The sequence below is a fragment of the Romboutsia faecis genome, from assembly GCF_014323405.1.
GTDB classification, from domain to species: Bacteria; Bacillota; Clostridia; order Peptostreptococcales; family Peptostreptococcaceae; genus Romboutsia_E; species Romboutsia_E faecis.
On the sequence record NZ_JACRWE010000003.1, the window covers coordinates 167,298 to 193,862 of the forward strand.

Below are 26,565 nucleotides of genomic sequence, written 5' to 3' on the forward strand. Positions count from 1 at the left end.
TTATGGACAAAGCATTAATACTTGAGAAAACTAGATATTTTGTTAAAGATAAAATGTACAAAGAAGGAAGTGGACATGATTGGTTTCATGTTGAGAGAGTTTGCAATATAGCAAGATACCTAGCTCAAAAAGAAAGTGCAGACATGTTTATTGTTGAGATGACAGCTCTTTTACATGACATTGATGATTGGAAATTTTCTGATGTATATAATACAACAGTAACAGAAGAATTTATTAAATCTGTAGAAGTAAGTGAAGAAGATTCTAATAAAATTTTAAATATTATAAAAACCATGTCTTATAAGGGAGGAGTAGTAAACTCTACTCAAAACACTATTGAGGGCATGGTGGTTCAAGATGCAGACAGATTAGATGCATTAGGAGCTATAGGAATAGCAAGAGCTTTTGCATACGGTGGAAGTAAAAATAGAAGTATGTACGATCCTAGCATAAAACCTATGGATTTTAAGTCTTTAGATGAAGTTAAGAATAAAGATAATCATACTATAAATCATTTTTATGAAAAACTTTTTAAATTAAAAGACTTAATGAATACTGATACTGGCAAAGAGATAGCTAAAAAAAGACATAAGTATATGGAAAGTTTCATAGAAGAATTTTATTCTGAGTGGAATTTTAAGTAAAAATACAAATAAATATAGAAGGGATGAAAAGGGTATGAAAAATACAAAAATAAAAGAAATAAAACCATTAGTAGAAACTAAGTTTGTAGGTCTTTACGAAGTTAGTTATAAAAATAAATTAGGCGATGATAGAACATGGACAGTTGCATCAAGAAAAAATAAAGAAGAATTAAGCGAGATATACTTAAATAATAAAGAAGGGGATATTGATGCAGTAGTTATAGCCGCATTTCACAAAGAATATAAGAAACTTATTTTAATAAAACAATTTAGAGTGCCAATAAACAATTACATATATGAATTACCAGCAGGTTTAGTAGATAATAAAGAAGGAATGGAAAAGGCAGTACAAAGAGAGCTAAAAGAAGAAACAGGTCTTGATATAGTAAAAATAAATAAAGTAAAAAGTAAAAATAAGATTTACTTATCTCCTGGAATGACAGACGAATCAGTTGCATTTGTGTATTGTACTTGTAGTGGTGAGTTAAGCAAGGAATTCTTAGAAGAAGATGAAGATATAGAACCACTATTAATATCACAAGGCGATGCAAGAAGAATATTATCTGAAAATGAAGAAATTGATATAAAAGCATTCCTAATACTACAAATGTTCGCAGAAATTGGAGAAAAGTTATTTGAATAATTAAAAGGAATATTCCACAAATTTGTCCTAATTATTATTTATATATATATAAATAACTAGGAGGGGTATGCCTTGGATACAAAGAATAAGGTAGCTGTAATTTATAAATCTAAGTATGGAAGCACTAAGAAATATGCAGGATGGATAGCAATAAAATTAGATGCAGATTTATACGAGCTTTCAGATGTTATAAATAGCAATTTACAAGATTATGAAACTATAATTTATGGATCATCTTTACATGCAGGTAAAATAAAAGGCTTAAATTTTATAACAAAGAATTATGACAAAATAAAGGATAAAAATATTATAATTTTCACAGTAGGATTATCAAAATGCAATAATAAAACAATAGAAAAAATAGCTGATGATAATTTTAATGAAGAAGTTCTAAATAATATAAGATTATTTTACCTTAAAGGAGCCTTTGATTATAAAAACTTAACTATTATAGATAAAATCATGATGAAGGGCTTAAAGAAATCCTTAGAAAATAAAAGCTATAATGAGTTAGAAGAAGGAGATAAGAAATTCTTAAGAGATTTTTATTCTCCAATGGATTTTACAAATAAGAAATCAGTTACTCCAATAGTAGAACTTGTTAGTAGTTTTGAAGTGTAATAAAAATAAAAGGTGTGTAATATATAGAATTATGAATACTATATATTACACACCTTTTTTATAATTCAAATTAATAAATTAGAAATACTTCACCAGCAAGTCTTTTAAGAAAATATATCTATAGATAATATAAATTATAAAAAGAACTATGTTGCTAATAAAAATTATTTAATAAATACAATAAAATTAATTTAGGAAATAAGAAAATATTATTTTAAAATTTGTTGCACTATCAAAATGATAATAATATAATGAAAATATGATTATCATTTTGATAGTAAATATATGGGGGGATATATTATGATATATGAAGATGCGTTAAGTTTAATAGGAAATACGCCTATGATTAGGTTAAATAGATTAGGATACCCTAATGTGTATGTAAAGCTAGAGTTAAACAATCCAGCTGGAAGCATAAAAGATAGAGCAGTGTATGCAATGATAGATGGGGCAGAGAGAAGAAATGAGTTAAAAAAGGGTGATGTATTAGTAGAAGCGACTAGTGGAAACACTGGCATTGCATTAGCAATGATTGGTAGACTAAAAGGATATAAAGTAATTATCATAATGCCAGAAACTATGAGCATTGAAAGAAGAGAGTTAGTTCAGGCTTATGGTGCAGAACTAATATTAACTCAAGGTTCAAAGGGGATGAATGGAGCAGTAGAAAAGGCAAATGAGCTTTTAAAATTAAATTTAAATTATAAATCATTAGGGCAATTTGAAAATGAAGATAACAAAAGAGGTCATTATGAACATACAGGTGTAGAAATTTATAATGACTTACCAGATATAGATATTTTTACTTGTGGAATAGGTACAGGAGGAACTCTTTCGGGTACAGGAAAGTATTTAAAAGAAAAAAATCCTAATGTGAAAATAATAGGTATAGAGCCAAAAAGTTCACCTTTAATAAGTGAAGGAAAAGCAGGTGGACATAAAATACAAGGTATAGGAGCAAACTTTATTCCTAAAAACTATGATGAAGAAGTTTGTGATGAAATAATAACTATATCTGATGAAGATGCATTTGATATGGTCAGACAATTGGGACAGATGGAAGGTTTATTAGTAGGAATATCTGCTGGAGCAAATATTTTTGCAGCTATTGAACTATCAAAACTATATAAGAATAAAAAAATAGTTACTGTTGCTCCAGATGGAATAAATAAGTATATGTCTATGGGTATTTTTTAAGAAAATAATGAAAGGATGAGATAAGTGTTTTATCATATAAAAAAAGATATAGATTATATTATGAATAATGATCCAGCTGCTAGAAATAAGCTAGAAGTTTTTTTACTATATCCATCTATACATGCTTTAATTATGTATAGAATATCTCATTTTTTATATAGAAAAGAATATTTTTTTTTAGCTAGATTTATATCGCAGCTATCCAGATTTTTTACAGGAATAGAAATACATCCAGGTGCTAGAATAGGTGAAGGTATTTTAATTGATCACGGTATGGGCGTTGTTATAGGAGAGGCGACTATAATAGGAAATAGAGTTACAATTTATCAAGGTGTAACACTTGGAGCTACTGGTAATGAAAAGCAATGGAAAAGGCATCCGACTATAGGTAATAATGTAATTATAGGATCAGGTGCAAAAGTTCTAGGACCTATAAATATAGGTGATAATGTTAAAATTGGATCTAATGCAGTTGTACTGCAAGACGTGCCAAGTAATGCTACAGCAGTAGGAATACCTGCTAGAATTATATTACCAAATGAGTCTGAAAGTGGAATTACCTTAGATTACTGTATTTAAAATTTACAAGAATAAAAATACCTAAAATTTTTGGGTATTTTTTTTGTTTGAGGAAATAATAAAAACAGATATGAATTGAGAGTTCATACAAAATACGTAAAGTATTATTCAATATAAAGGAGGAATTGTTTATGAAAGCAAAAGTAGATCAAGAAACTTGTATAGGATGTGGAGTATGTCCATCAGTATGCCCTGAAGTTTTTGAAATGAAAGATGATGGAAAATCTCATGTTATAGCTGATCCAGTTCCAGAAGATGTAGAAGATTCAGCAAAAGAAGCAGAAGAAAGCTGTCCAGTTGATGCTATAGAAGTTGAATAATTCCAACTTATAAAGATAAAAAGACATATCTATTTAGGTATGTCTTTTTATCTTTATAAAATATTAATTATTGTATTAAAAAAAATACTATAGTATATTAGTTTTATATATTACTTAAGATGAGAGGGGAAAAATGTATTTTACATATATAATACGATGCAAAGATAATTCTTTATATACAGGCTATACTAGCGATATAAAAAGAAGAATTGAAGAACATAAAAAAGGAATAAATTCCAAATATACAAGAGCAAAAGGATTTGAAAAATTAGAAGTGTATTTTATTAGTAATACAAGAAGTAATGCTATGAAATTAGAATCATACATTAAAAAACTAAGCAGAAAAAAGAAGCTTTTGATAATAGAAACTCCAGAGTTACTATTAGATGAATTAGAAAATAAAAAACACTACCGAGTAGGAATATAAATATTAACTTGACAACAAAAAATAATATACTATAATTAACTTGTAAAAATTAAATACTAGAATTAGCTAGGGGAGCCATTTGGCTGAGAGGATAAAACCGACCCTTATACCTGATCTGGATAATGCCAGCGTAGGAAAGCACAACCTTTTATAAAATATATATTTTTATATTTATAGAGTAATATAATGCTATACCTATATGGGTATAGCATTTTTTATGTATTAATATATTATGCTATATAAAAATTACTTAGCGATATTTAAGTAAAGATAATTATTTACTTAATTTTTTTAAAGGGGATGTACCTTTCTTACCTTGTAAATTTACAATCTATAAGGAGGACATATGAGAAATTATAAAGTACCAACGCTTACAATTGCAGGCTCAGATTCATCTGGTGGAGCTGGGATACAAGCAGATTTAAAAACTTTTAGCGCTATTGGAACTTATGGTATGAGTGTAATAACAGCCATAACAGCACAAAATACACAGGGAGTTTTAGATGTTGAAGACTTAAGCGGAAAAATTATTAGAAAACAGATAGAAGCTGTATTTAATGACATTTATCCAAAAGCATTAAAGATAGGTATGGTCTCAAATCCAGAAATAATACTAGAGATTGTTAGCACTTTGAAAAAATATAATCCAAAGTTTATTGTGTTAGATCCAGTAATGATATCAAAGAGTGGATACTGTCTTCTAAAAAAAGAAGCAAAAGATAGTTTAATAAAACACTTAATTCCAATTGCTTATGTAGTTACACCTAATATACCTGAAGCTGAAGAAATAAGTGGACAAAAAATAAATAATTTAGAAGATATGAAAAATGTTGGAGAAAAGATACTAAACTTAGGACCAAAATATGTACTAATGAAAGGTGGGCATTTAGAGGGAGATGCTATAGATGTGCTTATAGGAAAAGACACATTTGAAATTTATAAAGAGAATAGGTTTAATAGAAAAAATACACATGGAACAGGGTGTACATTATCATCTGCGATAACTTCACATTTAGCACTAGGATATGATATATTTGAATCTGTCAAATTAAGTAAAAAATACATAACTGAAGCAATAACACATAGTTTTGATATAGGCAAGGGAGTAGGGCCAGTTAATCATTTTTATGAATTTGAAGATAGAATTGAGTAAATTTAAAACATATGAATTATGAGTAATTACTAATTAAAAATACTTTGGGGGAATATTATGTTTAATTTAATAAATACAGTAAAAGAAAAAAATCCTTTAGTGGCTCATTATACTAATAATGTAACAATAAATGATTGTGCAAATATAACATTAGCAATAGGGGCTAGCCCACTTATGAGCTTTTCTTATGAAGAAGTAGATGATATTGTGAGTGCAGCTAGTTCAGTAGTTATTAATATAGGCACTATGAATTCAGAATATATAGAATTATTTATAAAAGCAGGAAAGTCAGCGAATAAATATAATAAGCCTGTAATTTTAGATCCGGTAGGAGTTTTTGCTACTAAAGCAAGAATGGAACTTACAAATAGACTTCTAAATGAAGTGAAGTTTGATGTAGTAAAAGGAAATATTTCTGAAATAAAATTCATAGGTGGATTTAACGTAAAAGGAAAAGGTGTAGACTCTTTTGATGATGGAAGTGATGCTACTGATATAGTAAAGAGAGTTGCACAAAAATTAGAAAGCATAGTTGTTGCAACAGGAAAAGTAGATATAATAACTGATGGGAAAAGTACATATAAAGTTAATAATGGTACACAAAAATTAAAAGGAATTACTGGAACAGGTTGTATGACAGCTAGCCTTATAGGAAGCTTTATGGCATGTACAGAAAATAAATTACAAGCAGCTACAATGGGTACATTAGCCATGTCCCTTTGTGGAGAATTGTCTGATAAAGAGGACATGTCATTAGGTAGCTTTAAGGTGAAATTAATGGATAATATTTATACTTTAGATGTTGGGACACTTAATAAACATGCAAAAGTTAATTTTATAAGTTAGTAATCTAAAGATAATATAAAGGAGTTAGCTATTATGATAAATAAAGATGCTTTAAGACAGTCTTTGAAATTATACCTAGTAACTGATTCACATATTCTTAAAGAACGAGATTTTTATGATTGCATAGAAAAAGCCATACTAGGTGGAGTGACAACTGTACAGCTAAGAGAAAAGGATGCATCAGGAAAAGAATTTTTAGAAAAAGCAATAAAATTAAGAGAAATAACAAAAAGGCATAATGTTAATTTTATCATAAATGATAGAGTTGATATTGCTATTCTTTCTGATGCAGATGGTGTTCATGTAGGACAAAGTGATATTGATACAAAGTATGTAAGAAAGTTAATAGGAAGGGATAAAATACTTGGTGTATCAGTAAGTAATTCAGACGAAGCATATAAAGCAAAGGAAGATGGAGCAGACTATATTGGAGTAGGTGCTATGTTTTCAACATTTACAAAAGTTGATGCAAAACTAGTTTCTATTGATGAAGCAAAGCAAATTAAAAAAGTAGGTTTACCAATGGTACTTATTGGGGGAGTTAATTTAAATACTTTAGATAAGTTAAGTGAAATAGATAGTGATGGATATGCTATAGTTTCAGCTATACTTAGTTCTAATGATATATATAAAGAATCTAAAATTTGGATAAATAAGTTAAGTTAAAGTTATTAAGTTATCAATTGACACCTTTTTATATTATAAAATAGTGTTTGCAAAAGAAATATAAAAGCAAAAAATCTTGGGGTTAGTTTAGTGAAATAAAAGATAAACTAAAAACAAGAAATTTTGAAGTTAAAAAATGATAAAAATAAGGTAGTTTATCACTACCTTACTTTTATCATTTTAAATTACTTTTTATAAGGGATTTTCTTAGGAACATATTTTTCTGGAGCTACTGCAGTAGGACCAATAGGACCCATAGGTCCCATAGGACCAGTAGCACCTGTTATACCAATTCCAGTAGCACCAGTAGCACCGGTAGCACCCATAGGGCCAGTAGCACCTTGAGAACCCATTGGACCCATAGGGCCAGTAGCACCAGTAGCACCTTGAGAACCCATTGGACCCATAGGACCAGTAGCACCCTGAGGACCCATAGAGCCAGTAGCACCTTGAGGGCCCATTGGACCCATAGGACCAGTAGCACCCTGAGGACCCATTGAACCCATAGGGCCAGTAGCACCTTGAGGACCCATTGGACCCATAGGTCCCATAGGACCAGTAGCACCTTGAGGGCCCATTGGACCCATAGGTCCCATAGGACCAGTAGCACCTTGAGGGCCCATTGGACCCATAGGTCCCATAGGACCAGTAGCACCTTGAGGACCAACTCCAGAAGAAGCAATATTACATAATGGATTTATATAAACTTCTTTTCCTATATCTACATATTGTATAGAACTTAATTTAATATATATTGGACCTTTACCAGAGCAAGTTCTACCCATAACAGCACATTGATTAACTTGGCAAATTTTTAATCTTAATATACAATCACTGCTATCTAGCTTTAGACCAACAACTTTCCCTATTGAACAACGTAAAATATTAAATATTTGATAATCTCCACAGTCTACAGGAATTACAAATAAAGGGCATACAGAGGATTCCATTTTTCCTGAACAGTATACTTTTTTATTTTTACAGCTTTTATTAGACTTTAACTCCTGACATGAAGATTCATTAAAACAAGTACATTTGCATGAATCTTTTTTATTTTGACAGTCTTTATACATAATATACACTCCATGTTAATTATTTTTGTAGTATACCTACGTATTATATTTATATGATAAAAATTTAAAATTGGGACAATATGTAAACTATGTTTTTTATATTTTGTAAATAACAAGTATTAGAAAAGAGGAAAAATAGAAAATGATGGTGTATTTATATTATAAAGATGTTTTGGGAGGCATTTAGATGGGGGAATCTGCAAATAATATTGATAGTTTCAAAGGTTGCGAAGATAAAGAATTGCTAAATGAGTATTTAGATACTATTGTTAAAAGAGATGATTTAATGCTTAAAAAACAGATATACTTAGATGCTAAACATATATGTATGTCTTATGATTTAATGAAGATTGAATTAATGTCAAAGATTAATGTCAAGAAATTAAAGATAGAAAATAATATGATAAAATCTAGTATAAAATTAGATAGAAGATTAAATGAAGAGATTTTAAATAATTTGATACGTAGAGAGACAGTTACATTAAAAAATCAAATCATGGCTATTGATGATTTACTTAAAACAGCAAAAGAATATATAATTGATTATGAGAAAGATGAGAATTATAAGAATGAAATTAGAAAATTATACAAAAAAATGATTTTAAGAATAAGTCCAACATTTAATCATCTTGATTCAAATAAACAAAAACTATGGGAAAAAACTGAACTAGCTTACATATATAATAATTTAAATTTATTAAAAGTACTATCTAATTTACTTAACGAAGAGCATATTCCTACGAAGAAATATAGTAGAGAAGAATTAGTTGAAAATATACATCAATTAAATGAGGAAATAAAATCTATGGAAAACCTATACCCGTTTAATATAGATTGTAATATTGATGATAAAATATATATTGAATCTTATAGATGTGAGATAAAAGAAAGGATACAGGAAATAAAAGAAGAAGAAAAATATTTATATAGAGAAGTTGATTTACTAAAAAAGAAAATAAATTCACTTAATTTCAATTGAAATAATATTTAATAATAGGGATGGAAATTTTATTTTCTATCCCTATTATATTACAACTATTTATTAAGAGTATAGTATGTTAATAGTAAATTAACCATTTTACCATAACTTTCTGTTCCTTCCTTAACTCCATTTGCTTTTAGATAAGAGTTATTAAAACTATCAGATAAATCATTTATTTCACCTTCATATTTTGACCAAAATTTATTATTAGATTTTATATCATTAATTACATCATCAGATAAATTACGTGATAATTCTTTATATGATTCAAAATCAACATTTCTTAAAGCATTAGATGTGTGAGATAAAGCAAGTCTATATCCAGAATAAATAAAATCTACATCAGAATGATTAATTGATGCTAAATAAGCTATAAAATTCGCCTCATCCTCACTTGCATAACCACGCTGATGTGCCATTTCATGTAAAGTAGTAGATGGTATTGAAAAATCTGGTGTTGCTTTATTTATATTAGCTTCTCCAGTAAATGGAAAATAAATTCCGGTTATTCCTGTATAACACATTAATCTTGAAGAAAGTATGTATTTAGCATTTCCATAGTACCCATCTAAGTTTGGCATAATATTAGAAATGTTATCAAAGCCTGTATGGGCTCTTTTTATAACGTCTTTATAATCAGAGTTTAGTTTCATTATATTATTATTATCCTCTAAAACTAACTTTCTTGTTTCATTAGTTTTATCTACCAAGTACTTGTAAAGCTCTATTAAGTCTTCATTATTATATTCTACTTTTGTAATAGACTTATTATTTTCTTTATTATATTTATCTATTAAGATAGTTTCTAAGGGTAATTTATTATAATTCAATCCCCATAAAATTATAAACAAAGAATAAGTAATTGAAAATATAGATAAAATATTTATTATAGAGTTTACTATATGAATTTTAAACTTATATTTATTTTTAAAAAGTAAATATAAAGAGTATATTATGTAATATATTGAAATTATAATTACTGAATATATAGCAAATTCGTAAATAGAAAATGGGAATATACTACTAATTTTACTTAATAATTGAACTGTAATCTTATTAATTCCTTGAGTATAGTAAGTTTCAATAAAATAAGGAAACTTTGAAGCTAAAAAATTCAGTAAAAGTGATAGAGGAAAAAGCATAAAAATTATTATTTTATTTTTTCTCATAATTGAATCTCCTAAGTTTATTTATAAATATATTATAAGATAATATTCTTAAAATAAATATAATATTATACACTAAATCTTTATATTAACAAAATATTGAGTTATAATAATTAAAACAATATTTAAAGGAAGGTAAGATATGAAAGATATTAGCATAAAGTTAACTAGAGATAATTTTAATTTTAGATTTAAACAGTATGAAGGTATGTATTTTCACTGCACTATAAGCGAAGACAGTGAAGTAATTAGATATAAAATAACAAAAGATAAAGAAGGTATGGAACTTAAAGAGTTTGGGAATACACATTTAAAAGAAAATATGCTTTATATTCCTCAAATTGAGGCTTATATTGATTTAAAAAGTATAAAATAATAAAAAGATTTTTAGAAAATAAAAAGTACATATTATTTAAAAGCATTGGTAATTGCCAATGCTTTTTTAGTTAGATTTATTTTCAAGTATTTTAAAAAATGATTTACAAATAATAAATTAAAATACTTTATAAAAATATAAGGAGTGACATAATGGATAAAAAAGAAAAATGTGAATGTAGTAATCAATGGGCAGGTTCAAATATTTCATGGACGAGTAAAGCTGAATTAAAAGAAAAAGATGAAAGAAACAATCAATGGACATCAACACTTAAGAAAAGTCCAGAAGCGTATTCAGAAAATTGCTATCAAGAAAATCATAATAAAAAATAATAAAATAAAAAATGGCTTTTATTTATATAGAAGCCATTTTTTATAAACTAATTTATTGATATTATAATTTTACTCATCAAAGATATTATAGAAAATTGTATTAGCAATGGATAAAAGAATTGATGCAATTATAGCATTAAAAAGCCCGTATAAATGTACATCACTAACAATGGAAAATGCAAGTTTTAGAACAATACCATTAATTACTAAAGAGAATAGTCCTAAACTTAAAAAAGTAATAGGCAGTGAAAAAAACTGTATAATAGGTTTAACAAACGTGTTAAGTAAGCCAAATATTAATGTTAATATTAATAATGCCTTTAATGAACCTATATACATGCTATCCATTATATTAGATACAATAAATAAAGAAATAGCATTTATAACTATAAATAATGAAAATCTTTTCATATACAAAACTCCTTTCAAAAACTATTAATTGTTATCCAAAATTGATAAGTTTCTTTTATATTATATAAACAAAGCAGGAATTATAAACCTATCTTTAGTATAAAAAATATATTTATCAAATTGATTTATTTATGATAATAAGATCTTTTCAAAGTTATAACAATATGAATAAAGTATTAAAGTAATCGCATTAATACTTACAGTATAAATTATATATAAAAAAAAAATTATATTATAGACATCAACCTAAAAATGAAATATACTAATATTAAATCAGCAAGAAATGACAAAATAATAATAAATAAGACATTGGAATTCGACATAAATATTTATTTAAAACATAAAAAATAAATTACTAAAATATCCCTACTTTTAGACTATCTCACGATAGTCTATTTTTTTATAAGTTATTTCCATAAGTTCTACATATTTATAAGTTAAAATATAAGAATTAAAGTACTGAAATAATTAAATTGAATTTCAGTACTTATTTTGAGACATATATGAAAGAGGATACGTATGAAAAAAATTCAATTAAAACTTATAAAACAATTGGACTGGAAATTGATATTAACTACGATTTTTATATTTGCTTTTGGAATTTTAATATTAACAACTGCAACTCATGCAAATAGTACAGGAAATTATAAAGAAATAAAAAAACAACTCTTAGCTTTTGTTCTAGGCATTATTTTAATAATATCTATTCTTAGAATAAATTACTCCCAAATGGGTAAAAACTATAAATATTTTTATTTAGCAAGTATAGTATTACTTTTGATGGTATGGGTACCAGGACTTGGGAAAGTACAAGAAGGTGCAAGACGTTGGATAAAAATAGGACCATTATATCTACAGACTTCAGAATTAGTTAAACTTACTTTTATTATAAGTTATGCTAAAATAGTGGAAAAGTATAGAGGAAAACTAAATACTATAAAAGAAATAGTACCTGTAGTGTTAAAAGCAATGCCAATATTAGTACTTATGCTAATACAGCCAGATTTAGGTGGAACAATAGTATTTGGGTGCATAATGATGGGAATGTTATTTGTAGCGGGGCTTAATACTAAAATAATAAAAAATATATCAATAATCATAGTAATTCTATTGCCATTAATTTATTTGTGTATGGCTCCTCATCAAAAAGTAAGGATAGAAGCATTTCTTCATCCTGATGACCTAAGTTATGAAGGTAACTATCAAGTTGTGCAATCTATGATAGCAATAGGTTCAGGAGGGTTACTAGGAAAAGGAATTTACCAAGGAACACAAAACCATAGTGGATTTTTACCGGTATCTGATAGTGATTTTATATTTGCAGTTATAGGAGAAGAATTAGGTGCTATAGGTATGATGGGAATTATCCTATTATTTATAATATTTTTGTTAAGAATGTTATACCTAGCAAAGAAAGCTAAAGATTTTTATGGTACATTAATTATAACTGGTGTGACAAGTATGTTTACATATCAAATAATACAAAATATAGGAATGACAATGGCATTAATACCTGTTACAGGGGTTACTCTACCTTTTATTAGTTATGGAGCAAGTTCCCTTGTATCGTCTATGGCTAGTGTTGGACTAGTACTTAATGTAGGGATGAGGAAGAAAAAAATAAACTTTTAACACCTTGACTAAGGAGGTATGAAATTGATTAAAAATATAGATAAGACATATGATGAATTATCTAATTCATATAAAAAAGAATATGAAGAAAGTAGCCCTTTTAATTCAGACTATGAAAGACCAGCTATGATTAAGTTATTAGATAAATCTATATACAAAAAAGAAATACTTGATGCGGGATGTGCTGGAGGATGGTATACAGAGAAGTTTATTTCAATGGGAGCTAAAGTTACTGCTATAGATGTCAGTGAAACAATGATTAAGATTACAAAAGAAAGAACTTGTAATAAAGCGGATGTACTTAACTTGGATTTAAATAATGAATTACCTTTTAAAGAAAACAAATTTGATATTATTGTTAGTTCACTTACATTACATTATATAGAAGATTTAAAAAAGACATTTAGTGAATTTAAAAGAATATTAAAACCTAATGGAGTATTATTATTTTCAGTTCATCATCCTTGTATGGATATAAAAGATTTTGAAGATGAAAATTATTTTATAACAAAGCTATACAAAGAAAAATGGGAAAAGAGTGGCGTAGTAGTAGATGTTCAATTTTTTCATAGACCTTTACAGGAAATAATAAATACTACTACAAAATACTTTAACTTAGAATGTTTAGTTGAACCAACTCCAGAGGAAAGTTTTAAAGAAAAAGACTTAAATAATTATAATTATCTTTTAAAAAATCCTCATTTTTTAATAATAAAAGCAATAAATAATAAGTAAGTTTAAACTTAAGAGAATTAAACTATAAATATATAATAATGACGATGGTACTATAAACCATCGTCATTATTATAATTATTGAAAATAAGTATTAAGCATCTTTAAATTCTGCACCTGCTCCTACCTTAGTTATTTGTACAGCAACCATATTTTCATTTCCATTTGTAATTTCGTGCCATTCACCAGCTTTTACTAATATCATAGCACCTTCTTTTACATGATGCTCTTTATCAGCAACTATCATAGTTCCAGATCCTTTTACAAATACGAAAATTTGTTCACCGTTTGGGTGTCTGTGCATTTTTAAAACTTGATTTGGTTTAAAATAGTAAACCTCAGAAGTCATATCGTTACCTGAAAAAACTGGTATTTTAGGAACAGCAGCATCATTATATTGTTCTAAAGTTCCATCTAGTAAGTTCTTATGCATATCTTCCATAGTTAATCTCCTTTTAAATATATTTATCTATATTAGATTTTCCATTTAAAGAATTAACTATTCCGAAATATTGAGTAATTGATTTACAATGTTATCCAAACAATTTTTATAATAATTGAATTTTAACATAATATATAACTATATTACATACAGGATATACCTACTATTCCAGGCCCTGAATGAGAACATACAACACATCCTATGTTAACAAAGTACAATTCTTTAACAGTAGCTTCTTTTAGTAATGCTTCTTTTAGTAAATTAAAATCATCTTCATTGTCACCAGCACCAATTATTATAGTTCTGTTACTTAAGTCATTTCCATATTTATTAACTAATGAATTTACCAAAGTAGAATATATTTGCTTTTTCCCTCTAACTTGAGATTTTTGAGCTACTAGACCATCTTTTACTTCTAGTATTGGTTTTATTGATAATAAATTTCCTAAAATTGCTTTAGTAGAAGAAATTCTACCTCCCATTTTTAAGTATTCTAAATTATCTACAGAGAATACTACTTCTTCGCTGCTTTTTAGTTGTTCTAGCTTAGTAATTATTTCTTTTATTGAATAACCATATTCAACCATTTCACAAGCTTTTATAACGAATAAAGCACTTCCTATTGAAAGGTTTTGAGTATCAAAAACAGTTACATTATCATGACCATCATTTTTAGCAATTATAGAACTTTGATAAGTTCCTGAAGCAGAAGATGAACCTGCTATATATAATATTTCTTTATCATCATATTTTTCAAAAATAGATTTAAATTGAGCATAAGTAGCTTGAGATGTTTTTGGCATTGAGTTTGTTTCTCTAAGCATTTTATAAAATTCTTTATTTGTTAGATTTTCTCCATCTAAGTATTCATTTCCATTAAAAATAACTGTTAATGGAACTATTTCAATGTCATATTTTTCTATTATCTCTATTGGCAAATCCGATATACTATCGCATATTATTTTTATCATGTCTAAACCTCCGTAAGTGTATGTGTTAATATTTACTAGTATATATTAACATGGTTATATTATTAAGTAAATAAAAAAATTTGACACTCAAAATAATTGCAATATAAAATATTATAATAATTACTATTTTAATGGTATTTCACGATAAAGTAAGGTATGATTATCAATCATATACCTTAAAGAATAAGCATTGTAAATATGATGAATAATATTAATAAATATATAAGATTTAAAAGTATGATGCTAAAGGAGATATATTTGATTATATTTCTATATATTAGTAAATACTTAAAATAATAAGGAGATATGACATATGAAAAACAAAAATGAAAATAAACTAAAAAATGAAAATATAGAAAAATTAGAATATGATATTCTTGGAAATGCATTTATAGGAGATTTATATAACAACCAAGAAGAATTGGATAATACCAATCAAAATTTAATTATGCATTTGCAATCTAATCAAATAAAAAAAGCAAGTAAAGATACTAAGAATAGGAGATAGAATTGATGTCAAAAGTAGCAAAAGCTGCCTTAGGTCTTATGGCAGCAACTTTAATAGCGAAAATTTTAGGTTTTGGTAGAGAGTTAACTTTAGCCTCAGCATATGGAGCATCGTCAACTAGTGATGCATTTTTAGTTGCAATGAATATACCAGCAGTAATATTTACAGCTATTGGTACTTCGCTAGGGACAGCATTTATACCACTTTACTGTGAAGTAAACTCAAGCCAAGGTGAAAAAGCCTCAATTAAATATACAAACAATATTTTTAACGTAGTTGTTCTTATATGTATAGTAATTTCTATAATAGGAGCAATATTCACACCACAGGTTGTAAAATTATTTGCATTAGGTTTTAAAGGTGAAACTATGGAAAAAGCAGTATATTTTACAAGAGCAATGATTCTTGGTATACCTTTTTTAGGTATAAGTTATATAATGATGGCTTATCTTCAAGTAAAAGAAAATTTTATAATACCAGGACTTATGCCCGTACCTTATAATACATGTATAATAATATCAATACTCTTAAGTGTTAAAACTTCACCATATATATTACCATGGGGTGCGCTAATAGGATTATTAGGGCAATTTTTATTTCAACTTCCTTTTGCAATGAAAAAAGGATTTATATATAAACCGTATATAAATTTAAAAGATGAATATTTAAAGAAAATGTTGTGGCTTGTTGCACCTGTACTTATAGGAGTAGCGGTTAATCAAATAAATACAATTGTAGATAGAACAATAGCATCTACTTTAGTTGAAGGAAGCATATCAGCTTTGAATTATGCTAATAAACTAAATCAATTTGTTATGGGAATGTTTATAGTGTCGATATCTTCAGTTGTATATCCAATGTTATCAAAACTATCAACAGAAAATAACAAAGTAAAATTTAATCAATCTATAGTAAAAGCAATAAATATTGTTATTTTATTAGTTATACCCATATCTGTAGGAGCTATAATACTATCAACACCAATAGTTAAGATATTATTCCAAAGAGGTGAATTTGATGCTAGAGCAACTTATATGACTTCAGTAGCCCTTGTATTTTATTCAATAGGAATGATAGGATTTGGACTTAGAGATATATTAGGTAAAGTATTTTATTCATTACAGGATACTAGAACACCTATGATTAATGGAGCTATTGCTATGGGCTTAAATATAACATTAAATATATTATTTGTTAAGTTTACTAATATGCAATTAGCAGGACTTGCACTTGCTACAAGTACAGCTGCCTTAGTAACTGTAACAATGCTATTTACAAGTTTGAGAATAAAAATTGGTCCATTTGGTGGAAAGTCAATACTTTTAGTTTTTATTAAAGCAATAATATCTGCATTACTAATGGCTGTAATTACAACAATAATATATAGAAAAGTATCATATTTATTAGGTACTGGTACTATGAAAGAAATTATAACCTTAGCTGTAGCAATTGGAGTAGGAGCTATAGTATATGCTACAAGCATTATAGTACTAAAAGTAGATGAAGTAAACTTGATTTTAAATAGTTTGAAGAGTAAAATAAAAAGAAGTTAAATATTATATAGGCTATCTCAAATATTTATATGATACAAATATTGTGATACGCCTATTTTAATTTTATTTAGGATAAATTAGCAGGAGAGAAAAATGATATCAAAAAGAGTAAAGCAATTTTATACTAATGTAACAGATTTTATGAGTGAAGAAGATTACAAGTATGTTAAGAGTATTTTAAATGATATTGAATTTGATTTGTTTAGAAAATTATTAAAATCGGAACAAAAACACAGTGTTAGAATTGCAAGAGAAATAGAGTATATAATTAATCATGAATTAACTGATAATAATGATATTAGAATCAATAAAAATATATTAGTTAAATCGGCTCTACTTCATGATATAGGAAAAATTAGAAAAAAAATAAATGTAATAGATAAGTCAATAATTGTAATTCTTAATAAATTAACTAAAAGTAATTTAAGAAAGTTTAGAAAGTCTGCTAAAATTCAATGCTATTATAATCATAGTGAGTATAGCTATGAGATTTTAAAAGAATTAACAGAAGATGAACTTCTTCTATATATTGTGAAAAATCATCATAGTAATATGGAAGATGAGATGATAAAATTTTTCCAAGAAATAGATGATAGAAACTAAATTATTTATATACTTGTTTAGATTTGAATAAAAAAGAGTTTCCTCGGTTTAAGGAAACTCTTTTTATCTATATCAACATTTTATATAGAAGTAGCAGAATTAAAACGACAGAAGCAATTTTAAATGCAATTCCTGATACTAATTTTATCGCTTTTACTGTGATTCCTATAACTACAATTAAAAAACATAATCTAAGCAATAAATTAATATCCATAAAGTTAATATCCATAAAATTTCCTCCAATCAATTAAGTAGTTATCACAATACTTAAAACTACTATATGAGTATTATATAACATATAGAAATTAAAATCCAACAATTAAGTGTATTTGTAACTATTGTTAACTAAAGTAATTAGTGAATAAATTAAAGTATTTTGTGATATTACCTTTAAATAAATAATCAAATAAGGATAAAGAGCAACTTTTTTCAGAAAATATCACAAAAAATAGTTTATTTTTAGTATAATTATAAAGAAGTAATATATAAGTAGGAGGACAACTAGGAGTGGAAAGGGCTAATAAACCTTTAAAAACAACAAATAAGAAACCTATAAATAAAAAGAAGGTTGTAAATAGAGATAGAGTAATAAAAAAGAGAATTGAGATGTTATTATCAGTTGGAACTATAGGATTAATAATTGGATTAATAGTAGGTATATTAGTACCAATAGGTGGTATTAAAAAATCAGAATATAATGAGCTTAAAAAAGTTAATGAAAAGATTAAATCTGAATTAAATGATGCTAATAATAAATTAGAAGACTTAAAAAGTGAAATTGAAGAAAATAAAATATTCGCAAGTCTTGATAGTGAAAAAAAAGAACAAGTCATTAATTATATAGGTGCATTAACTAATGAAGAAAAAGATGTATCTACAACAGACTTATTTGAGAAGGTATATAAAGTATATGCATATAGTATAGGGTACGAAAGTTTTAAAGATTTTAATTCTGTTGTAGATACTTTTGGATATCAATATGATATAACTGAAGATGTTGATATAAAAAAGGTTATATTAAAAGACGAATATGCTGGAGATTATGTTACTTTAAACTTTAGAAAAACAAATGATAGCCAAGAATTAATTTTAAATTCAATTAGGTACAATAAAGTAGACAATTATATTGAAACAAATATTACTGATGGATCTAATATAGAGTACGTTACATATAATGGAACAAAGTCAAATGTAAATAATGTTAATGAACAAGTGCAGTTCTTATTTTCTGAATAAAAGTAAAAAATGGCCAAAATATCTAAATAATAGATAATATTAAAAATAATAAAGTATATAATAATACATATGATAGCACCTGAGTATATTTGATTTTACAGGAATGCTCCAAAAATATTTTTGGAGCATTTCTTATTTTGTATTTTAAAGATAATATATTTAGATTATATTACATAGAATATATTTAAAGTTAAAAAGTAATTAATAATTTTAGGCAGATTATTACAAAATTCTTACAAATTTGTAAAAGAGTACAGAATAATTAGTTATGTATTATATAATAAGGTTATTAAAAAGATATAGTAGGGAGTAAGTTATGATAAATACAAAGTTTTCTATAGGAAAGATAAAAGATATACCTAACGATCCAAAGCTAGGGTATACTAAGGGAGCTTTTTATGAAAAAATAGGAAAGTTAGATAAGGCAATAGAGGCATATAAAGAAGCTTCTGAGGAAGGTCATGTAAAGTCTCAATATACCTTAGGTTATATTTATAAAAAACGAAAGCAGTACCATGAAGCTGAGAAATGGTTAAAGATGTCTTATAAGAATGGTTATGAAGAAGCAGCTTTTGATTTAGGAAATATGTATTATGATATAGATGGGTATGAGTATGCTTTATATTGGTATGAAAAGATAGCTCTTTTAGGAAATTTACTAGCACAAAATAATTTAGGTGTTGCTCATTTTTATTTAAAAGATTATCAACGAAGTGAAAAATGGTTAAAGGAAGCTGCTGATAATAATTTAGGCACTGCGTGCTTTAACCTAGCCCTTTTATATACATTATTAAACAGAGTAGATGAAGCCAAAGAATATTATAAAAAAGGCTCAGTTCTTCAAGATAATGAATGTAAATATAATTTAGCTGTATTAAGTCAAAATGAAGATATAAAAGAGTCAATAGCATTATATAAGCAATTATATAAAGTTTCGCATATTAAAGGATGTTATAATTTAGGACTAATAATGGAAATAGAAAAAGATTATGATGAAGCTAAAAAATATTACAAAAAGGGTGCTGACAAAGATGATACTAAATCACAATATAGATTAGCTAAAATATACGATAAAGAAAATAAAAGAGATGATGCTATAGAGTATTATGAAAAAGCAATAGAAGGTAACTTTACTTTAGCTAAATTTAGCTTAGCTAATTTATATAATAGAGAAAATGAAATTGATAGTGCAAAAATTTACTACGAAATGGCATCGAATGATCATCTAATAGAAGCAAAGAATAACTTAGCAGGTTTATATTTTGAAGAAGAGAATTATACAAAAGCAATTAGCTACTTTGAAGAAGCAATAGCTGATGGTTGTAAAGTTGCTATTGAAAATATAGGTGATCTATATTATAAGACAAATGATATTGAAAGAGCTATATCATACTATTTAAGAAATTCAGATTCAATTTCATGTCAAGTAAAATTAGGTAAGATTTATGAGGAAATAGATCGTGTAGAAGAGGCAATTATTTGGTATAAGAAAGCTTGTGAGAATGATGATATATTTTCAGCATATAAATTAGGATGTATCTTTGAAGAACAAGGAAATAAAGAAGAAGCTAAAAAATATTTTAGCATAGCAGTTGAAAAAAATCATTTAAATTCAAGGATTCATCTTGGAAGACTTTATTTTGAAGAAAAGCTTTATGAAGATGCTAAAAAGATGTTTGATACTACAGCAAATGAAAATAATACATACTCTCAGCATATGGTAGGAGTTATATACCATACATATTACAATGACTATGTTAATGCTAAGTTTTGGTATGAAAAAGCAAGAAATAATGGATGTGTAGAATCTATATTTAATCTAGGGCAATTAAGTTTTAAACTAAATTCATATGCTGAAGCTGAGAAATACTATAATGAAGGCGTTAAATTTGGTAATAAAAAGTGTGAGTATATGCTAGCAGGGCTTTATTATAAGAAATCATTAGAAACATATGAAAATCTATCAAAAGAAGATTATTTAGACAGTGCTGAAATAATAGAAAAAATACCAAAATTAGATTTAGATGTTGATGAAGTAATGGTTGCAGAATTTAGCGAAGAAAAGATAATTTCTGATGAAGAAGAAGAGGAGTATGTTCCAAATTATATATTAAACTTAAGTGAAAATATAGAAGATATATTTGAAGGTATAAATAAAGAAATGATAATAGAAAAGTAGATAAATATAATATTAAAAAGGTGTATGTTTAAACATACACCTTTTTAATATTATTAAGCTGATATTAGAAGGTAAGCCATGTATCCTATATATAGGATAACAAGTACAGCACTTTCTATTTTATTTATGTCTCTTTTTTGTATAGCAAATAAGTATGTTATAAGAGTTACTATTATCATAAACAAAGCATCAACAAATAGCATTGGATCTATAGACATTGGAGAAATTGTAGCAGAAGCTCCAAGCACGAATAAAATGTTAAACATATTAGAACCAATTACATTTCCTAATGCTATAGAAGATTCACCTTTTATTGCTGCTATTATAGAAGTAACAAATTCAGGAAGTGAAGTACCAATAGATACTATAGTAAGACCTATTAGTTGGTCACTAACACCAAAGTCAGATGCTATAGTAGAAGCACTTGATACTACCATATTTCCACCTAATATAATAAGTATGATTCCTATAATAGAAGCTAAAATATTTTTTATAAGTACTTTGGAATTAGTCTTTTCTTTAACTAATGTATCATCATTATAATCTATAGACACACTATCGAATGATATTGAAGTCTCTTCAAGTGAAGGATTATTCATGGAATTTAAAGCTGCCTTAAGTAGTGAATACATAAATATTGCAAAAAACATAAGTAAAACTAAACCATCACCGCGACTTAATATATTAGTTGCAGTTCCTTGTAAAGAAACATCAAAAGTCAGTACAAATAAGAGTATGGATGATAATAGTAAAAATGGAAATTCTTTAGAAATAATTGCTTTGTCTACATATAAAGTTTTAATAAATCCTGATATACCTACAACCATTAGCAAGTTAAATATATTAGAACCTACAACATTTCCCATTGCCATGCCATTTTGACCATTGAGTGCAGCTGTAATACTTACAGCAGCTTCTGGAGCACTTGTTCCAAATGCAACTATTGTAAGACCGATTATTAATGGGGGAATTTTTAGTATTTTAGCGATAGTAGAAGAACCTTCAACGAAGATATCTGCACCTTTTACTAATAATACAAATCCCAGTAAAAGTATAATAATATTCATAATAAAACCTCCAATATATTTTTATAATAAAAATTCGCTTTGCTCATGTCGCCAACGGCATAAATACATACCAGTTACTAAAGGTCATCGGATAGTAAATTGCAATTTATTTACAAACCAAATAAATTATAATTTACTTATAATTAAAAAAGACCTTCAAAACAAATACATATATATTTGTTTTGAAGGTCTTGCTTTCAAGTTATAATACTTGTTAATCAACCGAGTGCATAGCACCGAACTGACGATTGATTACCACAAAGTGTAAGCTACTCCCCTTCAGGGTAAATTTATTATTTACTTTATTATATTAAATATAATAACAAATTGCAACAAAATTAGAAATTTTAGTTATATTTAATTTGTATGCTTAAAATTAGCTAAATATTACAGTAATTTCTTTCTTGACATAAAGAAAGTTATTATTAAACAAATTATGCAAGTAATAAGCATAGTAATCCAAAATCCATTTGGATTATTTTCAAACGGTATGCCAGGTACATTCATACCGAAAAATCCAGATACAATAGTAGGTATAGCCATTATAAGTGTAACTACAGTTAAAAATTGCATAACAGTATTTTGGTTATTACTAATGATAGCACTGAAGGCATCCATAATTCTACTAAGTATGTCTCCATATATTGTAGCCATTTCAAGAGCCTGTCTATTTTCTACAATAACATCTTCTAATAAGTCCTCATCTTCTTCATAACGTTTAATGCTAGGTGTTCTAACCATTTTATTTAGAACAAGTTCAATAGCTTTTAAAGACGTAGAAAAGTATACTAGAGACTTTTCTAGTTCTAGTAATTGAATAAGCTCTTTATTTTGCATAGAGTTATATATTTCACGTTCTATTATACTAGTCATTTTATTTATTCTTCTTAGGTATAATAAATAATAAGTTGCATTTTTATATAGAATTTGAAGTAGAAAACGAGTTTTCATGAAAGTATAAAAATCTTTTATATGACCTACTATAAAATCGTTTAAGATTTTAGTTTGAGCAGTACATACTGTAAGAATAGCATCATCAAGCATAATTATACCTAAGGGTATAGTGCTATAATGAGATGCAGAAGCATCACTTTCATCTACTGGTATATCTATAAGAATAAGAGTATGATTATCTTCAACTTCTATTCTTGAACGTTCTTCCTCATCAAGAGCCGCATTTATACTATCAACATCTAAATTTAATAACTCAGAAATCTCATGAATTTCACTTTGATTTGGTTCAACAAGATTTATCCAACATCCACTTTCAAAGGAATTAAGTTTCTCTAATTTTGAGTCAATAGTTTTATAGTATCTTATCATGGCAACACATCCTTTATTCAGTTTTATATAAATCTCATCATTTAATATTATGTATTAAATAACTAATTTATATAAAATAAAAGATGAATTAGTATCTATCTACATAATATATCATGATGAATAAACAGCCCGCCAGGGACTATGGTCCATTTTTCATCACTCTCCATTTAGTTTTTTTACTGAAAAATTATTATTCCATTATTTAATTTAGCATTTTTAAACAATACTTTCAATAGATTTTTTATATAAAGGTAATTAAATAAATGTTAGAAATAAAAAACTACAAGGTTATAAAGTATTTTATGATGAGAAAGAAGTTTATATATATAATTAAAAAAGTTACATAACATAAAGAATAAGACGTAAATATAAAAGGCTCATTATATTTAAAAATAGAATGAAGCCTTTTTATTATTTATATTATATTTACTTTTGTGCCTTGCTTATCACATTTAAGTATTTTGATTTCCCAGGTATTATTAAGTGTTAGTAGAAATGATTTTATACTATCAGAGAAGGTATAATTATCATTTAGTACAATAGACATAATAGTAGGACCTGAACCGCTTAGAAAGACTCCTATGCTTTCTAAATTATATAATTTACTTACTATATCATTATAATTTTCTATTAAAGGCGATCTATAAATTTGATGCAACTTATCATGGCAAGCTATTTTTATAAGATCAAAATTTTTATTTATTAAAGATGATATAAGCAAAGATACCCTACTTATATTGTAAACTCCATCTTTATGAGGTATTTCACTAGGCAATACGCTACGTGCTAATGAAGTAGATAGTTCAAAATCAGGTATAATAGCACAAAAAATAAGTTCATCAGGTATATCTAAAACATTATAATAAACTTCATTATTTTCATAAAGTGAAACTATCATATTACCAAATAAAGCTGGGGCTATATTATCAGGGTGACCTTCTATTTCTGTTGCTATATTAAGTATTTCCTTTTTACTTAAATTAGAATCTGACAATATATTCGCAGCAATAACACCAGCAATTATACAAGTTGCGCTGCTGCCAAGACCACGGCCTAAAGGTATGTTAGTACATATATCAATCTTTACACCAGTGGGTATTTTATCAGGCTTTACTTTATTATAAAAATACTGCATGGAAGTATAAATTAAGTTATTTTCGTTTTTATAATCATCATCACAGCCAGTAATTTCTAGACCATTTTCAATTTCTGTTATATAGAATTTATTATATAGATTCAAGGCTAATCCTAGAGTATCAAAACCTGGTCCTATATTTGCTGTTGTTGCAGGCACTATTATTTCTAACATAATTATCACCTAAATTCCTAAATAATTTTTTAGTGCTGATTTTAGTTCAAAAGATTCATATAAATTTTCATGAAAAATACTTTTATTTTTAAGAGAGCTAATAGGACTAGGTACATTAGTGTTAGTTATTAAAGATAACTTATTTATTATTTCAAAGTCATCTAAATTATCAGAGATATATCCTAAGGATACTAGCACATCTTTTGAAAATTTATATGGACTTGCTGTACTTAATATTATTGATTTACTTCTATCTTGAGTTTTGTTTTTATATTTCTCTAAGCAATAATAAGCAACAGCAGTATGAGTATCTATAAGATAATTGTATTTTTTAAATACATGATTAATAGTTTCTGCTACATTATCATCAGTAGCATAGTACCCAATAAAAGTATCTAGATTATCTTTCATATTATTAGAAATTTTATAATACCCTTTGTTATTTAAATCATACATAAGTTTATTAATAATATCACAGTCTCTATTAGATATTTCAAATAGTAAACGTTCTAAGTTACTAGAAATTAATATATCCATAGATGGAGAAGTTGTAAGTTTTAAATCTCGATTTATATTATACTCACCAGTTTTAAAGAAATCATATAGTACATTGTTTTCATTAGATGCACAAATTAATTTATTAATTGGTAATCCCATTTCTTTAGCATAGTATCCAGCAAGAATATCACCAAAATTTCCAGTAGGAACTACAAAATTAACTTTATCAAATAAAGTAATTTCTTTATTATTAACTAAGTTAAAATAAGAGTAAAAATAATAAACTATTTGAGGTAATAATCTACCTATATTAATCGAATTAGCAGAAGATAACATAAAGCCTTTTTTGTTTAGTATTTTATTGTAATCATTATCAGAAAAAATTTCTTTTACAGATGATTGAGCATCATCAAAATTACCTTTAATTCCTGCCACAAAAACATTACTTCCATCTTGAGTTTTCATTTGCAACTTTTGAATTGGACTGACTCCATATTCCGGAAAAAAGACTGCTATTTTTATACTATCAATATTTTTAAATCCTTCTAAAGCAGCCTTACCTGTATCCCCTGAAGTAGCAGTAAGTATTAATATATTTTTATCTATATTATTTTTCTTAATTGAAGTATTTAAAAGGTGGGGTAAAAGAGTGAGAGCAATATCTTTAAAAGCTAAAGTTGGTCCATGATATAATTCTAAAAAATAGTTATTATTAATTTTTTTTAAAGGCGTTATTTCCGTAGAGTCAAACTTATTATCATAAGCCATGTTTATACATGATTTTAACTCATCTTCACTAAAATCTACTAAAAATTTATTAAGTATATAAAATGCAAGATTGCAATAATCTAGTGTATATAAGTTCTTTATTTCTTCTCTTAAATCAGGAAATTTAGATGGTACATAAAGCCCGCCATCAGCAGATAAACCATTAATTATAGCTTGAGAAGCAGTTACTTTCTCTTTATTTCCTCTCGTACTTAAATAATACATGTTACATCCCCCTAAATGTAAATTATACTAAAAAACTCTCGACCTAAATTATGGAAGAGAGTTACTTAAATATTATATGAAAA

The 26,565-nt window shown here is 26.6% G+C and carries 29 protein-coding genes and 1 riboswitch; of the genes, 20 read left to right on the forward strand and 9 right to left on the reverse strand.

Going from position 1 to position 26,565, the window contains the following annotated elements; all coding sequences use genetic code 11:
- Positions 1-2 precede the first annotated feature (2 nt).
- The 10 genes from H8923_RS07320 (at position 3) to thiE (ending at position 7,096) form a co-directional block, all read left to right on the forward strand.
- Positions 3-644: an HD domain-containing protein gene (locus tag H8923_RS07320; RefSeq protein ID WP_153926090.1), complete on the forward strand. Its 642-nt coding sequence runs from the start codon at positions 3-5 to the stop codon at positions 642-644.
- 34 nt (positions 645-678) lie between these two features.
- Positions 679-1,287, forward strand: a complete 609-nt coding sequence (locus H8923_RS07325; protein WP_153926092.1) for an NUDIX hydrolase — start codon at positions 679-681, stop codon at positions 1,285-1,287.
- Between the two features lie 72 nt (positions 1,288-1,359).
- Complete coding sequence (locus tag H8923_RS07330) at positions 1,360-1,908, forward strand: flavodoxin domain-containing protein (protein WP_153926094.1); 549 nt, start codon at positions 1,360-1,362, stop codon at positions 1,906-1,908.
- Positions 1,909-2,208: 300 nt separating this feature from the next.
- A complete protein-coding gene (gene cysK, locus H8923_RS07335; protein ID WP_153926096.1) occupies positions 2,209-3,105 on the forward strand; it encodes a cysteine synthase A in 897 nt (298 codons plus the stop codon).
- 24 nt (positions 3,106-3,129) lie between these two features.
- Positions 3,130-3,684 (forward strand): serine O-acetyltransferase EpsC, encoded by a 555-nt coding sequence (gene epsC / locus H8923_RS07340; RefSeq protein WP_187127883.1) that lies wholly within the window; start codon positions 3,130-3,132, stop codon positions 3,682-3,684.
- Positions 3,685-3,815: 131 nt separating this feature from the next.
- A complete protein-coding gene (locus H8923_RS07345; protein ID WP_153926098.1) occupies positions 3,816-4,004 on the forward strand; it encodes a ferredoxin in 189 nt (62 codons plus the stop codon).
- Positions 4,005-4,137: 133 nt separating this feature from the next.
- Positions 4,138-4,431, forward strand: coding sequence for a GIY-YIG nuclease family protein (locus tag H8923_RS07350; protein WP_153926100.1), 294 nt, complete (start codon positions 4,138-4,140; stop codon positions 4,429-4,431).
- Between the two features lie 58 nt (positions 4,432-4,489).
- A riboswitch (TPP riboswitch) is annotated at positions 4,490-4,585 on the forward strand.
- A gap of 192 nt (positions 4,586-4,777) precedes the next feature.
- Entirely contained in the window at positions 4,778-5,584 is an 807-nt protein-coding gene (gene thiD, locus H8923_RS07355; protein ID WP_153926102.1) for a bifunctional hydroxymethylpyrimidine kinase/phosphomethylpyrimidine kinase, read from the forward strand.
- A 57-nt stretch (positions 5,585-5,641) separates the two neighbouring features.
- Positions 5,642-6,430: a hydroxyethylthiazole kinase gene (thiM, locus tag H8923_RS07360; protein WP_153926104.1), complete on the forward strand. Its 789-nt coding sequence runs from the start codon at positions 5,642-5,644 to the stop codon at positions 6,428-6,430.
- A 33-nt stretch (positions 6,431-6,463) separates the two neighbouring features.
- Complete coding sequence (gene thiE, locus H8923_RS07365; protein ID WP_153926106.1) at positions 6,464-7,096, forward strand: thiamine phosphate synthase; 633 nt, start codon at positions 6,464-6,466, stop codon at positions 7,094-7,096.
- Positions 7,097-7,281: 185 nt separating this feature from the next.
- Here the strand turns inward: thiE and H8923_RS17625 are convergent, their stop codons facing one another.
- Positions 7,282-8,169, reverse strand: coding sequence for a collagen-like domain-containing protein (locus tag H8923_RS17625; protein ID WP_317982819.1), 888 nt, complete (start codon positions 8,167-8,169; stop codon positions 7,282-7,284).
- Positions 8,170-8,356: 187 nt separating this feature from the next.
- Between H8923_RS17625 and H8923_RS07375 the strand changes: the two genes are divergently transcribed.
- Entirely contained in the window at positions 8,357-9,148 is a 792-nt protein-coding gene (locus H8923_RS07375) for a hypothetical protein (RefSeq protein WP_153926108.1), read from the forward strand.
- A 56-nt stretch (positions 9,149-9,204) separates the two neighbouring features.
- On the opposite strand, the gene H8923_RS07380 is transcribed toward H8923_RS07375, so the two are convergent.
- Entirely contained in the window at positions 9,205-10,320 is a 1,116-nt protein-coding gene (locus tag H8923_RS07380) for a DUF3810 domain-containing protein (protein WP_153926110.1), read from the reverse strand.
- 148 nt (positions 10,321-10,468) lie between these two features.
- Between H8923_RS07380 and H8923_RS07385 the strand changes: the two genes are divergently transcribed.
- On the forward strand, positions 10,469-10,693 hold the full coding sequence (locus tag H8923_RS07385; RefSeq protein WP_187127898.1) for a hypothetical protein: 225 nt from the start codon (positions 10,469-10,471) through the stop codon (positions 10,691-10,693).
- A 152-nt stretch (positions 10,694-10,845) separates the two neighbouring features.
- Positions 10,846-11,025, forward strand: coding sequence for a hypothetical protein (locus tag H8923_RS07390; RefSeq protein WP_153926114.1), 180 nt, complete (start codon positions 10,846-10,848; stop codon positions 11,023-11,025).
- Between the two features lie 69 nt (positions 11,026-11,094).
- Here H8923_RS07390 and H8923_RS17755 read toward each other — a convergent pair whose 3' ends face one another.
- Positions 11,095-11,436, reverse strand: coding sequence for a phage holin family protein (locus tag H8923_RS17755; protein ID WP_153926115.1), 342 nt, complete (start codon positions 11,434-11,436; stop codon positions 11,095-11,097).
- A 519-nt stretch (positions 11,437-11,955) separates the two neighbouring features.
- Between H8923_RS17755 and H8923_RS07400 the strand changes: the two genes are divergently transcribed.
- Both H8923_RS07400 and H8923_RS07405 read left to right on the forward strand, forming a co-directional pair.
- The gene (locus H8923_RS07400; protein WP_153926117.1) at positions 11,956-13,068 is read left to right on the forward strand and encodes an FtsW/RodA/SpoVE family cell cycle protein; all 1,113 of its coding nucleotides are present in this window, start codon (positions 11,956-11,958) and stop codon (positions 13,066-13,068) included.
- A gap of 24 nt (positions 13,069-13,092) precedes the next feature.
- Entirely contained in the window at positions 13,093-13,803 is a 711-nt protein-coding gene (locus H8923_RS07405) for a class I SAM-dependent methyltransferase (protein ID WP_207707753.1), read from the forward strand.
- A gap of 91 nt (positions 13,804-13,894) precedes the next feature.
- Here the strand turns inward: H8923_RS07405 and H8923_RS07410 are convergent, their stop codons facing one another.
- A complete protein-coding gene (locus H8923_RS07410; protein ID WP_153926121.1) occupies positions 13,895-14,242 on the reverse strand; it encodes a cupin domain-containing protein in 348 nt (115 codons plus the stop codon).
- 143 nt (positions 14,243-14,385) lie between these two features.
- Positions 14,386-15,213: a DegV family protein gene (locus H8923_RS07415; RefSeq protein ID WP_153926123.1), complete on the reverse strand. Its 828-nt coding sequence runs from the start codon at positions 15,211-15,213 to the stop codon at positions 14,386-14,388.
- A 313-nt stretch (positions 15,214-15,526) separates the two neighbouring features.
- Between H8923_RS07415 and H8923_RS07420 the strand changes: the two genes are divergently transcribed.
- The 5 genes from H8923_RS07420 (at position 15,527) to H8923_RS07440 (ending at position 21,292) form a co-directional block, all read left to right on the forward strand.
- A complete protein-coding gene (locus tag H8923_RS07420; RefSeq protein ID WP_153926126.1) occupies positions 15,527-15,721 on the forward strand; it encodes a hypothetical protein in 195 nt (64 codons plus the stop codon).
- 5 nt (positions 15,722-15,726) lie between these two features.
- On the forward strand, positions 15,727-17,274 hold the full coding sequence (gene murJ, locus H8923_RS07425; RefSeq protein ID WP_153926128.1) for a murein biosynthesis integral membrane protein MurJ: 1,548 nt from the start codon (positions 15,727-15,729) through the stop codon (positions 17,272-17,274).
- Positions 17,275-17,367: 93 nt separating this feature from the next.
- Positions 17,368-17,877 (forward strand): HD domain-containing protein, encoded by a 510-nt coding sequence (locus H8923_RS07430; RefSeq protein ID WP_153926130.1) that lies wholly within the window; start codon positions 17,368-17,370, stop codon positions 17,875-17,877.
- 507 nt (positions 17,878-18,384) lie between these two features.
- Positions 18,385-19,113, forward strand: coding sequence for a hypothetical protein (locus H8923_RS07435; RefSeq protein ID WP_153926131.1), 729 nt, complete (start codon positions 18,385-18,387; stop codon positions 19,111-19,113).
- Positions 19,114-19,429: 316 nt separating this feature from the next.
- A complete protein-coding gene (locus H8923_RS07440) occupies positions 19,430-21,292 on the forward strand; it encodes an SEL1-like repeat protein (protein WP_153926133.1) in 1,863 nt (620 codons plus the stop codon).
- A gap of 53 nt (positions 21,293-21,345) precedes the next feature.
- On the opposite strand, the gene H8923_RS07445 is transcribed toward H8923_RS07440, so the two are convergent.
- From H8923_RS07445 to thrC, 4 genes are all read right to left on the reverse strand, one after another.
- On the reverse strand, positions 21,346-22,359 hold the full coding sequence (locus tag H8923_RS07445) for a calcium/sodium antiporter (RefSeq protein ID WP_153926135.1): 1,014 nt from the start codon (positions 22,357-22,359) through the stop codon (positions 21,346-21,348).
- A 387-nt stretch (positions 22,360-22,746) separates the two neighbouring features.
- Entirely contained in the window at positions 22,747-23,682 is a 936-nt protein-coding gene (locus H8923_RS07450) for a magnesium transporter CorA family protein (RefSeq protein WP_153926137.1), read from the reverse strand.
- A 415-nt stretch (positions 23,683-24,097) separates the two neighbouring features.
- Entirely contained in the window at positions 24,098-24,991 is an 894-nt protein-coding gene (gene thrB / locus H8923_RS07455) for a homoserine kinase (RefSeq protein WP_153926139.1), read from the reverse strand.
- Positions 24,992-25,000: 9 nt separating this feature from the next.
- Positions 25,001-26,482, reverse strand: coding sequence for a threonine synthase (gene thrC, locus H8923_RS07460; RefSeq protein ID WP_153926141.1), 1,482 nt, complete (start codon positions 26,480-26,482; stop codon positions 25,001-25,003).
- Between the last annotated feature and the right edge of the window lie 83 nt (positions 26,483-26,565).

What these genes read in the sequence shown, in the direction of transcription:
- H8923_RS07320 (WP_153926090.1), top strand. Translation starts at nt 3, where the DNA reads ATGGACAAAGCATTAATACTTGAGAAAACTAGATATTTTGTTAAAGAT.
- H8923_RS07325 (WP_153926092.1), top strand. Translation starts at nt 679, where the DNA reads ATGAAAAATACAAAAATAAAAGAAATAAAACCATTAGTAGAAACTAAG.
- cysK (WP_153926096.1), top strand. Translation starts at nt 2,209, where the DNA reads ATGATATATGAAGATGCGTTAAGTTTAATAGGAAATACGCCTATGATT.
- H8923_RS07345 (WP_153926098.1), top strand. Translation starts at nt 3,816, where the DNA reads ATGAAAGCAAAAGTAGATCAAGAAACTTGTATAGGATGTGGAGTATGT.
- H8923_RS07350 (WP_153926100.1), top strand. Translation starts at nt 4,138, where the DNA reads ATGTATTTTACATATATAATACGATGCAAAGATAATTCTTTATATACA.
- thiD (WP_153926102.1), top strand. Translation starts at nt 4,778, where the DNA reads ATGAGAAATTATAAAGTACCAACGCTTACAATTGCAGGCTCAGATTCA.
- thiM (WP_153926104.1), top strand. Translation starts at nt 5,642, where the DNA reads ATGTTTAATTTAATAAATACAGTAAAAGAAAAAAATCCTTTAGTGGCT.
- thiE (WP_153926106.1), top strand. Translation starts at nt 6,464, where the DNA reads ATGATAAATAAAGATGCTTTAAGACAGTCTTTGAAATTATACCTAGTA.
- H8923_RS17625 (WP_317982819.1), bottom strand. Translation starts at nt 8,169, where the DNA reads ATGTATAAAGACTGTCAAAATAAAAAAGATTCATGCAAATGTACTTGT.
- H8923_RS07375 (WP_153926108.1), top strand. Translation starts at nt 8,357, where the DNA reads ATGGGGGAATCTGCAAATAATATTGATAGTTTCAAAGGTTGCGAAGAT.
- H8923_RS07380 (WP_153926110.1), bottom strand. Translation starts at nt 10,320, where the DNA reads ATGAGAAAAAATAAAATAATAATTTTTATGCTTTTTCCTCTATCACTT.
- H8923_RS07390 (WP_153926114.1), top strand. Translation starts at nt 10,846, where the DNA reads ATGGATAAAAAAGAAAAATGTGAATGTAGTAATCAATGGGCAGGTTCA.
- H8923_RS17755 (WP_153926115.1), bottom strand. Translation starts at nt 11,436, where the DNA reads ATGAAAAGATTTTCATTATTTATAGTTATAAATGCTATTTCTTTATTT.
- H8923_RS07400 (WP_153926117.1), top strand. Translation starts at nt 11,956, where the DNA reads ATGAAAAAAATTCAATTAAAACTTATAAAACAATTGGACTGGAAATTG.
- H8923_RS07410 (WP_153926121.1), bottom strand. Translation starts at nt 14,242, where the DNA reads ATGGAAGATATGCATAAGAACTTACTAGATGGAACTTTAGAACAATAT.
- H8923_RS07415 (WP_153926123.1), bottom strand. Translation starts at nt 15,213, where the DNA reads ATGATAAAAATAATATGCGATAGTATATCGGATTTGCCAATAGAGATA.
- H8923_RS07420 (WP_153926126.1), top strand. Translation starts at nt 15,527, where the DNA reads ATGAAAAACAAAAATGAAAATAAACTAAAAAATGAAAATATAGAAAAA.
- murJ (WP_153926128.1), top strand. Translation starts at nt 15,727, where the DNA reads ATGTCAAAAGTAGCAAAAGCTGCCTTAGGTCTTATGGCAGCAACTTTA.
- H8923_RS07430 (WP_153926130.1), top strand. Translation starts at nt 17,368, where the DNA reads ATGATATCAAAAAGAGTAAAGCAATTTTATACTAATGTAACAGATTTT.
- H8923_RS07440 (WP_153926133.1), top strand. Translation starts at nt 19,430, where the DNA reads ATGATAAATACAAAGTTTTCTATAGGAAAGATAAAAGATATACCTAAC.
- H8923_RS07445 (WP_153926135.1), bottom strand. Translation starts at nt 22,359, where the DNA reads ATGAATATTATTATACTTTTACTGGGATTTGTATTATTAGTAAAAGGT.
- H8923_RS07450 (WP_153926137.1), bottom strand. Translation starts at nt 23,682, where the DNA reads ATGATAAGATACTATAAAACTATTGACTCAAAATTAGAGAAACTTAAT.
- thrB (WP_153926139.1), bottom strand. Translation starts at nt 24,991, where the DNA reads ATGTTAGAAATAATAGTGCCTGCAACAACAGCAAATATAGGACCAGGT.
- thrC (WP_153926141.1), bottom strand. Translation starts at nt 26,482, where the DNA reads ATGTATTATTTAAGTACGAGAGGAAATAAAGAGAAAGTAACTGCTTCT.